Origin of the sequence: Cupriavidus lacunae (genome assembly GCF_003353055.1) — a bacterium.
Classification (GTDB): domain Bacteria; phylum Pseudomonadota; class Gammaproteobacteria; order Burkholderiales; family Burkholderiaceae; genus Cupriavidus; species Cupriavidus lacunae.
On sequence record NZ_QKWJ01000001.1, the window covers coordinates 363,142 to 377,282 of the forward strand.

Consider the following 14,141-nt stretch of genomic DNA (forward strand, 5'->3'; position numbering starts at 1 on the left):
GTTCATGACCCAAGCGCGCCGCGGAGCCGCCTTTTCGCGTCGCTTACGCAATTTGGAGGGTAGGGACAAGCCATTGCTGGCCCATCCCCCCCTAAGAACCGTACGTGCGAGTTTCCCCGCATACGGCTCAAGCCTCCGCAAAATCTCCTCTCTCAATGAGAGGAGGCCGGTTTCATAACGGTTAGCCCGTGGTTGTGTACTTGGACGTGGCAATTCGGGTGTAGTAGCACTCGATTCCCTAGAGCATCCGACCTGCCATGCATGCGGTATTGGATGTGGTGGTCATGCCACCCTGTCTCATCGGTCATCTTGCACTCACACAACGCACACAAGCCCTGCTGGGACATATACAGCTTAATCCATTGCTTTCGGTGCGACATGCTGTAATGCAGTCGTTCCTGCCGCAATGTTTCGCCATACAACTCCTGCGCCGGGTCAAAGGGATGGTAATCCCCTTTGATCTTTGTGTGGCGTCGGATGGGAGTACCCGCAAGCGAGTACAACTCCACCCAACCTTCGTCGCCAGCATCTTTCGCTACCGCAGTCCCGAACACCCAATTCCGGTCGCCGACGGATGCAAAGTACTTCTTGGTGATCCAATCCGCGTCCTTCTTCATGTGTCGCCTTCTTGCCCACCGCCATAGAGCTTTGAAAACTTCATGCTCCAAGCGAGTGAACGCCGCTTTCGCCACAACTGGGCTGTGATACTGCGCCCAGCCCCTTAGCATCGGGTTCAGCAAGTGAATCAACTTCTCCTGCCTTGCCGTCTTGTGTTTGCTGATGACCTCTTTCACCTTTCGGTAGAACGTCTGCACGTTCTTCTTACTTGGCTTGATGAGCAGCTTCTCCGAGTACTTCCGGAAATTCCACCCAAGGAAGTCAAAGCCGTCGGCTATGTTGACGATCCGCGTTTTCTCCGTTGATAGCGTCAGCCCTCGAACCGCTAGGAACTGTTCCACCCACGGCTTCACTTCGTTCTCCAATACCTCCGGCGTGCTACCGGTGATCACGAAGTCGTCCGCATACCGTACCACATTCACTTTCAGCCTCTTCGTTTTGGCGACGCCCAGTTTTTCCTGTAAGGATTCCACCAGTTGCCGTTCCAACCCGTTCAGCGCCACGTTTGCTAACGTCGGGGAAATGATGCCTCCCTGCGGCGTTCCAGCTTCGGTCGCCTGAAACTGGCCCTGAAATACCACGCCAGCTTTCAACCACTTCCGAAGGATCGCTTTGTCCATTGGGACATTGCGCTCCAGCCAGTCGTGGCTGATATGGTCAAAGCAGCCTTTGATATCCGCTTCCAAGATCCATTGGGCCGAGGCCTTCCTGGACAGGTTGAGAAATAGCTGGGACATGGCATCCGCCGTAGAACGATTGGCCCTGAACCCATATGAGTTCGGATCGCTCGTCCCTTCGGACACCGGCTCCAGCGCCAGCAGATATAACGCCTGCATGGCTCGGTCCAACATGGTCGGAATGCCTAGTGGGCGCTTCTTCCCGTTGGCCTTAGGAATAAAGACCCGCCGCAATGGCAATGGTCGATACCCCCGGCTCTTCAACCGCCCGATGGCTTCCCACCGGACTTCAGGCGAGTCCCACAGTTCGCGATCGACACCCGCCGTTCGCTTACCTTGGTTCTCCGTCACTCGTCGTACCGCCGATGCCTTGGCGGACCACGAGCGGGTCAGAGACCGTTGCAGGGCTTTCACCCTACGCCAGTCTCCTTCCTGTGTTGCCTTCGCAATTCGGATCTGCATTGCCCGGACGTTCCGTTCCACTCGGCGCCAATTGATGGCATCCCAGCGTTGCGGTGCGCCGGAGAGCGCAGATTCATCCTCGCGGATCAATGCTTCCATGCTGCTCTCCTATCTTGAGGTCTTCCCCAAAACGTAGAGACAACATGCCCCCTGAGGGGCATATTGCCCCCAGGGGAAGAAATTTCGGTTTCAAGCGGGTTAGCCAGTCGTCCTGCGACGAAAGACCAGTTGGAAGTCTGCCCGCTTTCGCGTGAGGTGATGTCTCAACCCCTATCCGAACCATTACAGCCCGGCGTTCGCTTCCTCCAACCTCCCATACCCGCACAGCCAACAGCGTTCCTTACGGTTCGCCTGCCCGAGCCATACTGCACCCCGGCAGCCATACGGGCTTACCACGTTCCCTGCGCGTTACAGGACTGGGTTAGGGTCCGCCTATTCACCGGTGGTCTAAAGGGCGACGTGTTCCGAGCAGTCAACGGAACATCCGACCACATGCCATTTTGGCTAGTGCCGTAGCAGCTTCAGCACCTTGATTCTTACGATGTTTATCAGCGATTCACTTACGTTACCCATACCAGCCAGCCTAGCTCCTTGACCCCGTTGCTGCTCGGAGCCTCTGCCAATTGACCTCACGGCCAGTCGGCACCCTTGCGGGGGCTACATTGTCAGGAGAGCTTCACACCCCACCGTTACCAGTGACGCATGTCTCTTTAGGCTACTGCTAGTCGCATAGCAGGTTCTCTATCGCGGCAGTCTCACGACTGAGCACGACCGAACCATAGCGCGCAGAGCGGTCATCCGCTCGATTCCTATCTGCCGACCTACTGGCCGGAATTGCAAATGCCTCACCTTGTGGGTGGATAGCATCCGCCCATCAGGCGTTAAGACTGATTGCGGACCAAACAACAGTCCACAGAACTACAACAAACCACGCCCGAGGGCGTGGTAAGCGCCTTCGGGCGGTGACTGGCTGGTAGGCCAGCAAAGCAAAACATCGCAGAGGGACAAGCCCACTGCTTTAGCAGGGGTCAGCAAGGCTGACCAATGGAGAGCGAAAGTCGCCCTCATATCGATGACACAACGTGTCGCACAACGGCAAGAATCATAAGGGATTATTTCTGCTTTGGCGAGTCCGGATCAACCCGGCCCGGACCACCCCGCCGTCCCGTTGACAGCTTCCTGACAGGATTTCGCCCTTATGCGCAACTCTTATATAAGATATAATACCCGCTGATTCACGCGGGGCCCGGCATACCCATGCCGCTGCCCGCCGCCGGCATCAAAAGTGCCCCCGCCAGACACCGACGCCCCGCCTTCCGGCTGGAAACAGCGCGAACCAAACGCGCCCCGGCCGCGTCAAACGGGCTCCCGTCCAGCGGGTTTACCGTCGAGTCATCCGCCTCACCCGCAGTGTCCAGCCTCATGAACCCCAACGTTCGCGAATACTTTATCCAAGGCATTACCAAGGAAGGCAAGACCTTCCGCCCAAGCGACTGGGCTGAACGCTTGTGCGGCGTGATGGCACAATTCCGCCCCGAGGGCGACAGCGGCGATCCGCGCCTGACCTACTCGCCCTATGTGCGGCCGATCTTCGCCGGCAGCGTCAAATGCGTGGTGGTGGATGTGCGGCTGCGCGACATCGAACCCAAGGCACTGGACTTCGTGCTGAACTTCGCGCGCGACAACAACCTGCAACTGGTCGAGGCCTGCTCGCTGGAATAACCCCGCCGGCCTGGCGCCGGAAAGCAAAAAAGCTCGTCGGATGACGAGCTTTTTTATTGGCGGATGCCGGGGCACCCGCCTCTGCCGGGCCGCCTGGGCAGCCCGTGCAGCAATCAGGCAGCCATCGACTTGATGGCGGCCGACAGGCGCGACTTGTGACGTGCAGCCTTGTTCTTGTGCACGATCTTCTTGTCGGCGATGCTGTCGATCACAGCTTGCGAGTTCTTGAAGATCTCGGCGGCAGCGGCCTTGTCGCCAGCGTCGATGGCCTTGCGGACGGCCTTGACGGCGGTGCGCAGACGCGAACGCAGGCTGGAGTTGTGAGCGTTCTGGGCAACGGCCTGGCGGGCGCGCTTGCGAGCTTGTGCGGAATTTGCCATGTAAAAATATCCTGAATTCAGATGCGTGCCGCGGGGGACACAACAATTAAGTCATATCAAGCGACCCGGGATGCACTGACACACGAATCCGGAACGCAACTGTCCTTGTGAATCGACGATTATACACAGATGGCGGCGCACATAGCAAGGCCGCAGGGACTTTGCCGGCGCAGGGCCGATCCGCCGGGCCCATCCGTATAATAAGCGCCACATTGTGCGGGGACACGTGGCGCGCCGGCAACTTTATCGCCCGGACCGCGTCTCAGAGGCGTCCCGGCATGCGGTGCGTCCGCACCGATCCACCCTTCCGCACCTGTCAGCACCCGTCCGTACCTTGAATCTGCTCAAAGCGCTCGCCACCATCAGCAGCCTGACGATGCTCTCGCGCGTCACCGGCCTTGTGCGCGAGATCCTGATCGCCCGCGCCTTCGGCGCGTCGGACATGACCGACGCGTTCAATGTGGCCTTCCGCATCCCCAACCTGCTGCGCCGCATCTTCGGCGAAGGCGCGTTCTCGCAGGCCTTCGTGCCGATCCTGGGCGAGTACCACGCCAGGCGCGGCGACGAGCCGACCAAGGCGCTGATCGACGCCGTCGCCACGGTCATGACCTGGGTGCTGATGGGCGTGTCGCTGCTGGGGGTGATCGGTGCGCCGCTTGTGATGACGGTGGTGGCCACCGGCTTCCGCGGGCAGGCCGATACCTACGTCGCGGCCGTGTTCATGACGCGGGTGATGTTCCCGTACATCGGCCTGATCTCGCTGGTGGCGCTGGCGTCGGGCATCCTCAATACCTGGCGCAAGTTCGCGGTGCCGGCGTTCACGCCGGTGCTGCTCAACCTGTGCCTGATCGTGGCGGCCGTGTTCGTCGGCCCGCACATGGACCAGCCGATCTACGCCCAGGCCTGGGGCGTGCTGATCGGCGGCGTGCTGCAGCTGGCAATCCAGGTGCCGGCGCTGCGGCGCCTGGGCGTGATGCCGCGGCTGAGCTTCAACCTGCGCGCCGCGTGGTCCGATCCCGGCGTGCGCCGCATCCTGCGGCAGATGGGGCCGGCGCTGCTGGCCGTCTCGGTGGCGCAGATCAGCCTGATCATCAATACCAATATCGCCTCGCGGCTGGCCGCTGGCAGCGTCTCGTACCTGACCTATGCCGACCGGCTGATGGAATTCCCGACCGCGCTGCTGGGCGTGGCGCTGGGGACGATCCTGCTGCCGAGCCTGTCCAAGGCCAACGCCTCGGGTGACCTTGCCGAGTACTCGAGCCTGCTCGACTGGGGCCTGCGCCTGACCTTCCTGCTGGCGGTGCCGTGCGCGGTGGGGCTGTTTGTGTTCGGCGCGCCGCTGACCGCGGTGCTGTTCAATTACGGCAAGTTCGACGCCCACGCGGTCGAGATGACGCGCCAGGCGCTGGTCTCGTACGGCACCGGGCTGCTCGGGCTGATCGCGATCAAGATCCTGGCGCCCGGCTTTTATGCGCGCCAGGACATCCGCACGCCGGTAAAGATCGCGCTGCTGGTGCTGGTGATCACGCAGGGCTGCAACTACCTGTTCGTGCCGTGGATCGGCCATGCCGGGCTGGCGCTGTCGATCAGCGCCGGCGCCACTATCAACGCACTGCTGCTGTTCTTCGGCCTGCGACGGCGCGGCCTGTACCGCCCCGCGCCGGGCTGGTGGCTGTTCCTGGCGCAGCTGGGCGCCTCGGTGCTGCTGCTGTCCGGCATGCTGCTCTGGTTCGCGCGCAACTTCGACTGGATCGGGCTGGGCGCGACGCCGCTCCTGCGCATCGCGCTGCTGGCGTCGTGCCTGGTACTTGCAGCGGTGGTCTACTTCGGTACACTGTGGCTCATGGGACTGCGCTACTCTGCCTTCAGGCGCCGGGCCGGCTGATGGACCGGCAATGGTGACCCCCGCTGCCCGCGGTGCCGACGGCTGCACCGGGAAACCGACATGACATCCACCAAAGTCCTGGATTATTTCGCCAGCCTCGTGGCCGACGAAAACGGCATCCCGCTGACTGAAACCGCACTCTCCATTGCGCAGGACGCCTACCCCGACCTGGACCTGCAGGCGGAGCTTGCGGCGCTCGACGTGCTGGCCCTGCGCCTGAAGCGCCGGATCGCCGAAGGCACGCCAGCGATCCAGCGTCTGCGCCTGCTGAACCATTTCTTCTATCGCGATCTCGGCTTCGGCGCCAACGCGAACGACTACTACGACCCCGACAACTCCTACCTGAACGTGGTGCTGCGCCAGCGCCGCGGCATCCCGATCTCGCTCGCGGTGCTGCATATGGAGCTGGGCCAGCAGATCGGGCTGCCGCTCAAGGGCGTGTCGTTCCCCAACCATTTCCTGCTGCGCATGACCATCCCGGCGGGCGAAGTGATACTGGACCCGCTCACCGGCGAGACCCTGTCGAAGGACCAGTTGCAGGAAATGCTGGATCCGCATTTGGAGCGCGAGGGCATCAGCGACTCCAGCCAGGTACCGCTGGGCTTGTTCCTGCGCGCGGCGAGCCACCGCGAGATCATCGCGCGCATGCTGCGCAACCTGAAGGCCATTTACCTGCAGGAGTCGCGCTGGCAGCGGCTGCTGGCGGTGCAGAACCGGCTGGTGATCCTGCTGCCGGGTTCGATCGAGGAAGTGCGCGACCGGGGCCTGGCCTATGCCAACCTGGAGTGCTTCCGCCCCGCGCTGGCCGACCTGGAAGCCTATGTCCAGGCCCGGCCCGATGCGGCCGATATCGGCCAGATCCGCGAGCGCATGCCCGCGCTGCGGATGATGAGCCGCAGCCTCAACTGAAGAGGCCTGCGGCAGGTCGGGGGCTCAGCGCTCCACGCGCGTGGGCCGGCGGCGGTTGCCGCGCACCAGCTTCCACAGCCCGCCCAGCACCAGCGGCACTACCGCCGCGCCGATGCCGGCCAGCACGATCAGGTTCAGGTACTGGCGGATAAACGGCAGGTTGCCGAAGAAGTAGCCGGCAAAGACCAGGCCAGCCACCCAGGCCACGGCGCCGACCACGTTGAACATCTGGAAGCGCGCGAAGGTCATCTGCGACACGCCGGCCACGAACGGCGCGAAGGTGCGCACGATCGGCACGAAGCGCGCCATCACTAGGGTCTTGCCGCCGTGCCGCTCGTAGAAGTCGTGGGTGCGGCGCAGCGCATCCTGGTCCAGAAAGCGCCACTTGTGGTCGAACACCTTGGGCCCGATCCAGCTGCCCACCAGGTAGTTGACGGTGTTGCCCGAGATGGCTGCCACCAGCAGCAGACCGATCAGCGCCCATTCGTTCATGGCGCCGGTTGCGCAGAAGGCACCCGCGATAAACAGCAGCGAGTCGCCCGGCAGGAACGGCAGGACCACCAGCCCGGTTTCGGCAAAGACGATCAGAAACAGGATGGCATAGACCCAGTAGCCGTACTGGTCGATGACCGTGCCGAGGTATTTGTCGACGTGCACCAGCATGTCGATGAGCTGCAAAGCGAGATCCAAGTCGTTCCCCGTTGATGGTTTGGTTGAATGCGTTTGTCCGATGCGGCCTGGGCCGCCCTGGGCTGAATCATACAAGAGCCGCCGCGCCAATCCGTCACCTGCGACGCCTTTGCGCGCCCGACTCCGTGCGAGCGTCCACGTATAATCGCCGGATGCCTGCCTCCGCCTCCAGCACCGCCCTGCGCACCACCCAGCAGCCGCGCCCGATCCGGCCGCTGCCGGACCAGCTCATCAGCCAGATCGCCGCCGGCGAAGTGGTGGAACGCCCGGCCTCGGTGGTCAAGGAACTGCTGGAGAACGCACTCGACGCCGGTGCCACGCAGCTCGGCATCCGGCTGGAGGAAGGCGGCGTGCGGCGCATCGTCATCACCGACAACGGCTGCGGCATCCCTGCGCCGGAACTGCCGGTCGCGCTGATGCGCCACGCCACCAGCAAGATCGCCTCGCTCGACGAACTGGAATCGGTGCTGACACTGGGCTTCCGCGGCGAGGCCCTGGCCTCGATCGCCTCCGTCTCCCAGTTGTCCCTGACCAGCCGCACCGCGGCCGATGCCCATGCCACGCAGGTCAGCGCCGATACCGGCACGGTGCAGCCGGCCTCGGGCGGGGTCGGCACCACCGTCGACGTGCAGCACCTCTACTTCAACACGCCAGCGCGCAGAAAGTTCCTCAAGACGGAGCAGACCGAACTGGGACACTGCCTGGAGATGGTCCGGCGCGTGGCGCTGGCACGGCCCGACGTAACGATCTCGGTCCACCACAACGGCAAGCCGCTGGAGCACTGGAATGCCGGCGACGTGGCCACCCGCACCGCCCAGGTGCTGGGCAACGACTTTGCCCAGGCCCGGCTGGCGCTGGACGAGCAGGCCGATACCCTGAGCCTGTACGGCTTTGCCGGGCTGCCCACCGCCTCGCGCGGGCGGCCGGACCAACAGTACTTCTTCGTCAATGGCCGCTTCGTGCGCGACAAGCTGCTCAACCACGCCGTGCGCAGCGCCTACCAGGACGTCCTGCACGGCGACCGCTTCCCGTCGTACGTGCTGTGCCTGGACCTGCCGCCGGAGATGGTCGACGTCAACGTGCACCCGTCGAAGATCGAAGTGCGCTTCCGCGAATCGCGCGCCATCCACCAGTTTGTCTACCATGCGGTGCAGCGCTGCCTGGCGCGCCAGGCCGGCGAAAACGGCGACAGCCTGCATACCGACGCCGACGGCGAAATCACGATGCGGCCTGGCGCGGTGACGCCAGCGGGCGGAGCGCGGCCGGGCCAGGGCGGCGGCAGCGGTGGTGGCCAATGGATCAACTATTCCGCGGCACGCCAGACCGAACTGGGTATCGCCCAGCCGCGCCAGGCCTACCTGGGCATGGTGCGCGAGGCGACGGCCCCGACGGCACGCCCCTACGGCGCGTTCCCCGGCACCCCGGCGCAACCGCCAGCCTGGCTGGCCGATGCCCAGGCGGCGCGCGCCGACGACCCGCCCGGCCTGCTGGACCGGCTGCCGCCGGCGATGCGTCCTGAGTTTGCCGATGCTGGCGATCGTGCCGACGCGCCCGACGACCACCCGCTCGGCTACGCCATCGCCCAGCTGCACGGCATCTACGTGCTGGCACAGAACGCGCGCGGGCTGGTGCTGGTGGACATGCACGCCGCGCACGAGCGCATCCTGTACGAGCAGATCAAGGCCGGCCTGGACGCGCGCGACCTGGCCGTGCAGCCACTGCTGATTCCGGTCACGCTGCCCGCCAGCCCGGTCGAGATCGGCGTGGCCGAAGAACACCAGGAGACCCTGACGCTGCTGGGCTTCGATATCGCGCCGGTTTCGCCCACCACGCTGGCCGTGCGCGCGGTGCCGGCGCTGCTGCAGCAGGCCGATGCCGAGGCGCTGGCGCGCGACGTGCTGCGCGACCTGCATGCCTACGGCGGCTCGCGCGTGCTGGCCGAGCGCCGCAATGAACTGCTGGCCACCCTCGCCTGCCACAGCGCGGTGCGCGCCAACCGCAAGCTCACGGTCGAGGAAATGAACGCGCTCCTGCGCCAGATGGAGCAGACCGAGCGCGCCGACCAGTGCAACCACGGGCGCCCGACCTGGGTGCAACTGACCGTGACCGAGCTGGACCGGCTGTTCCTGCGCGGGCAATAAGCGGCAAGCCCGCACCATTCATCCAAGGCTCCTGATGTCCGCCGTACCCCACGATTCCGCCGCGCATCCGCCCGTGGTCTGCCTGCTCGGCCCCACCGCGTCGGGCAAGACCGCTGCCGCGCTGGCGCTGGCGGCCGACGCGCCGGTGGAGATCATCAGCCTGGATTCGGCGCTGGTGTACCGCGAGATGGATATCGGCACCGCCAAGCCCACGCGCGAAGAACTGGCTGCCGCCCCGCACCACCTGATCGACATCATCGACCCGGCCGACAGCTACTCGGCCGCGCAGTTCGTTGCCGATGCCGAACGGCTGATCGTGCAGATCCGCGCGCGCGGCCATGTGCCACTGATTGTCGGCGGCACCATGCTGTACTACAAGGCGCTGACGCAAGGGCTCAACGACCTGCCCCAGGCCGACGCCACGCTGCGCGCCGAGCTGGACCAGCTTGCCGCCGAGCGCGGCTGGCCGGCGCTGCATGCGAGGCTGGCCGAGGTCGACCCGGTCACGGCGGCCCGGCTCGCGCCCAACGACGCGCAGCGCATCCAGCGCGCGCTGGAGATCCACCGCCTGTCCGGCCAGCCGATGTCGGCGCTGCTGGCGCGCCAGGCCGAGGGCCGCACCTTTGCCGGCGCGGCGGACCAGCGCTTCCGCGTGATCGCGCTGGAGCCGTCGGACCGGCTGGCGCTGCACGCGCGCATCGCGCAGCGCTATGACGCCATGCTGGCCAACGGCTTTATCGAGGAAGTCGAGCGGCTGCGCGCGCGCGGCGACCTGCATCCCGGCCTGCCGTCGATCCGCTGCGTCGGCTACCGGCAGGTGTGGGAATACCTGGACGGCGAAGCCGATTTCGCCACCATGCGCGAACGCGGCGTTGCCGCGACGCGCCAACTTTGCAAGCGCCAGCTGACCTGGCTGCGCAGCACGCCCGAGCGGCTGGTGGTGGATTGCCTGGCACCGGGCTATGTCGACCAGGTGCGCAAGCTGGCGGACTTCGGGCACTGACCCGATTGCATGCAAGTTCGCGCAACAAGTGACGGACAGGCGATAATTGCCGATCCAGTCCCTCGCACGCGAGCCTCACACATGTCCAAGCCCGCCTTCACGCTCCGCCCCGCCACCGCCGCCGACAGCGCGACACTGTTCAGCCTGATCCTGGCGCTGGCCGAGTACGAAAAGCTGACGCATATCGTCGAAGCCACGCCGCAGAAGATCCAGGATGCCCTGTTCGGCGCCACGCCGCATGCCGAGGCGGTGCTGGTCGAAGTCGATACTGGCAGCGGCCGGCAAGCCGTCGGCTTTGCCCTCTTCTTCCACAATTTCTCGACCTTCCTGGCCAGGACCGGGCTGTACCTGGAAGACCTGTATGTCGATCCGGCCTGGCGCGGCCACGGCCTGGGCAAGGCGCTGCTCAAGCATCTGGCGGCACTGGCGGTCGCGCGCGGCTGTGGACGCTTCGAATGGTCGGTGCTGGACTGGAACCAGCCGTCGATCGACTTCTACAAGGCCATGGGCGCCGACGTGCTGCCCGACTGGCGCATCTGCCGCGTAACCGGCGCGGCGCTGGACAAGCTCGGCGCGCCATAAACCGGCAGCCGGTCCATCGCCGGTGTTATACACTTGATGGCAAGCCGCCATACAATAACGACACCGACTGTCTTTTTTCCGGACCGCCAAGCCAACCGCCATGCCACGAACCAAAGCCGAACAACCCGCCACGCCCGCCGCCGACGGTATCGCTGAGACCGACGCGGACAGCGCGCGCGGGTCATCGGTCGAGGAAATCGCCGACCGCATCCTGACCGCGATCTGGGAGCACCGGCTGCCGCCGGGCACCAAGCTGGTCGAGGAAAAGCTGGGTGGCGTATTTGGCGTGAGCCGCACCAAGGTGCGGCTGGCCTTCGCCAGGCTGGCGCACGAGGGCGTGCTGACGGTGCATCCCAACCGCGGCACTTTCGTCTCCAGCCCGAGCGTGGCCGAAGCGCGCCAGGTGCTGCATTCGCGCCACCTGCTGGAGCCCGCGCTGGTGCGCGACCTCGCCGGCGCGATCGGCGCCAAGGGGGTGCGCGCGCTGCGCGAGACCACGCGCCAGGAAGCGCAGGCGCGCGACAGCAACGACCGCCGCGCCATCATCCGGCTGTCGGGCGAGTTCCACTGCAAGCTGGCGGAAATGACCGGCAACCAGTACCTGGGCAAGTACATGCGCGAGCTGTGCTCGCTGACCTGCCTGATCATCGCGCTCTATGACGCTCCGGGCGTGCCGTCGTGCCCGCACCACGAGCACGACGATATCGTCGATGCGCTGGAAGCCGGCGACGGCGAGCGCGCCGCGCGGCTGATGGCCGAGCACCTCGGCCATGTCGAAAGCACGCTGCGGCTGGAGCTGCCGGCTGAAGAGAAGGTCGACCTGGAAGCGGTGTTCGCCGCGGTCTGAGCCGCGGCGTTACCGTTGGGAAAGGACAGGGGCGCCGCTTAGCGGTGCTCGATGCGAGCGGCGAGCGCCGCGGGCAAGCCCAGCGTGGGCTTGGCGTCCGGGCGGCGGAACGTGCCCGCGGTGGCCTTGCGCGGCTGCAGCGCGACCAGCGCCTCGGCCTGCTTGACGGCGGCGGCCATCTGGTCGACCACCGGCACCGCAATGCGGTCGCGCACGCGCGCGGCCAGGCCGGCCAGCGGCGCGCCGGCCAGGATCACCACGTCGGCCTCGTCCTCCACCACGGCGCGGTTGGCCAGTTCCACCAGCACGGCTTCCTTCTCTTCCTGCACGTCCGAGACCGAGGCAAAGCTGCCATCGAGCATGCGGATGCCGGCCAGCCGGCCGCGCAGGCCGTGCATGTCCACGCACTCCTCATACCAGGGCCCGAGCGCCCGCGCAAAGGTGACGATGGCAAAGCGCCGGCCCAGCATGCAGGCCGACAGCATCGCCGCCTCGGCCATGCCCACCACCGGCAGGTCGAACAGCTCGCGCGCGCCCATCAGGCCGGGGTCGCCAAAGGCCGCGATGATGGCCGCGTCGAACTGGCCGTGATGTTCGGCCAGCATTTCCAGCGCGATGGCGCCGCCGATCTGCGCCTCGGCACGCGTGGCGATATACGGCACGCCGCGGCTGGCGGTCAGCGGCACCAGCTCGGTGCCGGGCGCGGCGGCTTCGGTGGCCGCGGCCATCAGGCGCGCGGTGATGCCTTCGCTGGTGTTGGGATTCAGAACTAGGATTCGCATATCTGTTTTATCAGGCAGGGTTTAGCAAGGACGCCAGCACACTTTCGGCCAGCTTCGCGGCCGCCAGCACGTTGCGGTCGGCGCCGCGCGGGCCGGCAATCTGCAGGCCCACAGGCAGGCCGTCGCGACCGCTGCCGCAGGGCACCGAGATCGCCGGCGCCAGCGCATGGTTGAAGAAGGGCGTGAACACCGCATGGGCACGCGGTTCCACCGCCACGCCGCCGATCCGCTCCGGCCCCAGCCGGTCGTTGCGCCAGGCCACGCATGGCGTGGTCGGGCACAGCAGCAGGTCATAGCGGGTAAAGAACCCGGCCACAGCCAGCGCGATCTGGTGGCTGGCCTCGCGGGCGCGCGCCACCTCGGCACCGCTCCACGCCAGGCCGCGCGCGATCTGGCGCGCGATGTCGGGATCGAACACATCCGGGTCGCGCCGCCACGCATCGCCATAGAGATTGGCCAGGCCGACATGCTGCAGCGACATCAGCGCGGCCTCGTCGGCGCCCTTCGGCCAGGCCGGGTCGGCACGCTCGATGGTCAGGCCCGCGGCCTGCAGCCGCGCCACGGCCTGTTCGAAGGCCTGCGCGACATCGTCGTCGACCGGCGTGTCCAGGCCCAGGCGCGGGCTGACCGCGATCTTCAGCGTATGCAGCGGGCGCGGCGCGCCCAGCGAGAAGCCCAGCGTATCGGGATCGCGAGGATCGGCACCGGCCAGTGCCTCGAACATCAGCTCGGCATCGGCCACGGTGCGCGTGATCGGCGCAATCACCTGGATGCCATTGAAGGCATGGGGAAAGCCGACCGAATCGGGAATCGCGCCGTAGGAAGGCTTGAAGCCGACCACGCCGGCATGCGCGGGCGGGCGCCGGCTGGAGCCGCCGCCATCGGTGCCCAGCGCCAGCGGCGCCATGCCGGCCGCCACCGCCACCGCACAGCCGCCGGACGAGCCGCCCGCGGTCAGCGTGGCATCGAGCGGATGGCGCGTCAGGCCGTAGACCTTGTTGGTGGTCAGGCCCTTGCAGGCGAACTCCGAAGTATTGCCCATGCCGAGCACGATCGCGCCGGCCTGGCGCAGGCGCTCGACCGCGATCGCGTCGGCGGGCGCGATGAAGTCGCGGTACAGCTGCGAGCCCTGGGTCACGCGCCGGCCCAGGCTCCAGATCACATCCTTGACGATCACCGGCACGCCCGCCAGCAGCGGGCGCTCGCCCCGCGCCAGGCGCGCGCGCAGTTGCGCGAGATCGGCATCGACCAGCTCCTGGCGTTGTTCAAAGACGGCATTGAGCTGGTCGTTGCGCGCCGCGATGCGGGCCTGGTAGGCCGCGACCGCCTCGGCGGGATCGAGGCGGCCGGCCGCGACGCGAGCCGCGATGGCGGCGGCGTCCAGGCGGTTGGTCAGTTCCATCTCTGCAGTGTCGGTCAAAGCATCAGTCACGCAAAGCCGTC

General features: G+C 66.0%; 12 protein-coding genes. 7 read left to right on the forward strand and 5 right to left on the reverse strand.

Annotation, left to right across the window (positions count from 1 at the left end):
• Nucleotides 1–152 precede the first annotated feature (152 nt).
• The gene (gene ltrA / locus DN412_RS01665) at nt 153–1,856 is read right to left on the reverse strand and encodes a group II intron reverse transcriptase/maturase (protein WP_115012907.1); all 1,704 of its coding nucleotides are present in this window, start codon (nt 1,854–1,856) and stop codon (nt 153–155) included.
• Nucleotides 1,857–3,179: 1,323 nt separating this feature from the next.
• On the opposite strand from ltrA, the gene DN412_RS01680 reads away from it, so the two are divergent.
• Nucleotides 3,180–3,479 carry a DUF3579 domain-containing protein gene (locus tag DN412_RS01680; protein WP_078197768.1) on the forward strand — a complete coding sequence of 100 codons (300 nt, stop codon included), beginning with the start codon at nt 3,180–3,182 and terminating at the stop codon, nt 3,477–3,479.
• Between the two features lie 113 nt (nt 3,480–3,592).
• On the opposite strand, the gene rpsT is transcribed toward DN412_RS01680, so the two are convergent.
• On the reverse strand, nt 3,593–3,859 hold the full coding sequence (gene rpsT / locus DN412_RS01685; RefSeq protein ID WP_010815010.1) for a 30S ribosomal protein S20: 267 nt from the start codon (nt 3,857–3,859) through the stop codon (nt 3,593–3,595).
• A 334-nt stretch (nt 3,860–4,193) separates the two neighbouring features.
• Here rpsT and murJ point away from each other — a divergent pair, with 334 nt between their 5' ends.
• Complete coding sequence (murJ, locus tag DN412_RS01690) at nt 4,194–5,744, forward strand: murein biosynthesis integral membrane protein MurJ (protein WP_115012909.1); 1,551 nt, start codon at nt 4,194–4,196, stop codon at nt 5,742–5,744.
• A gap of 60 nt (nt 5,745–5,804) precedes the next feature.
• Entirely contained in the window at nt 5,805–6,653 is an 849-nt protein-coding gene (locus DN412_RS01695; RefSeq protein ID WP_115012910.1) for a SirB1 family protein, read from the forward strand.
• 24 nt (nt 6,654–6,677) lie between these two features.
• Here the strand turns inward: DN412_RS01695 and DN412_RS01700 are convergent, their stop codons facing one another.
• Complete coding sequence (locus DN412_RS01700) at nt 6,678–7,331, reverse strand: VTT domain-containing protein (RefSeq protein ID WP_115012911.1); 654 nt, start codon at nt 7,329–7,331, stop codon at nt 6,678–6,680.
• 164 nt (nt 7,332–7,495) lie between these two features.
• Between DN412_RS01700 and mutL the strand changes: the two genes are divergently transcribed.
• The 4 genes from mutL to DN412_RS01720 all read left to right on the forward strand — a co-directional run bounded on the left by mutL (nt 7,496) and on the right by DN412_RS01720 (nt 11,916).
• Nucleotides 7,496–9,484, forward strand: a complete 1,989-nt coding sequence (gene mutL / locus DN412_RS01705; RefSeq protein ID WP_115012912.1) for a DNA mismatch repair endonuclease MutL — start codon at nt 7,496–7,498, stop codon at nt 9,482–9,484.
• Between the two features lie 34 nt (nt 9,485–9,518).
• Nucleotides 9,519–10,487: a tRNA (adenosine(37)-N6)-dimethylallyltransferase MiaA gene (miaA, locus tag DN412_RS01710; RefSeq protein ID WP_115012913.1), complete on the forward strand. Its 969-nt coding sequence runs from the start codon at nt 9,519–9,521 to the stop codon at nt 10,485–10,487.
• A gap of 81 nt (nt 10,488–10,568) precedes the next feature.
• Complete coding sequence (locus DN412_RS01715; RefSeq protein ID WP_115012914.1) at nt 10,569–11,069, forward strand: GNAT family N-acetyltransferase; 501 nt, start codon at nt 10,569–10,571, stop codon at nt 11,067–11,069.
• Nucleotides 11,070–11,169: 100 nt separating this feature from the next.
• Entirely contained in the window at nt 11,170–11,916 is a 747-nt protein-coding gene (locus DN412_RS01720) for a GntR family transcriptional regulator (protein WP_078197774.1), read from the forward strand.
• Nucleotides 11,917–11,954: 38 nt separating this feature from the next.
• On the opposite strand, the gene DN412_RS01725 is transcribed toward DN412_RS01720, so the two are convergent.
• Together DN412_RS01725 and DN412_RS01730 are read right to left on the reverse strand one after the other, a co-directional pair.
• Nucleotides 11,955–12,698: an aspartate/glutamate racemase family protein gene (locus DN412_RS01725; protein WP_115012915.1), complete on the reverse strand. Its 744-nt coding sequence runs from the start codon at nt 12,696–12,698 to the stop codon at nt 11,955–11,957.
• 10 nt (nt 12,699–12,708) lie between these two features.
• On the reverse strand, nt 12,709–14,130 hold the full coding sequence (locus DN412_RS01730) for an amidase (protein WP_244222531.1): 1,422 nt from the start codon (nt 14,128–14,130) through the stop codon (nt 12,709–12,711).
• Nucleotides 14,131–14,141: the final 11 nt, after the last annotated feature.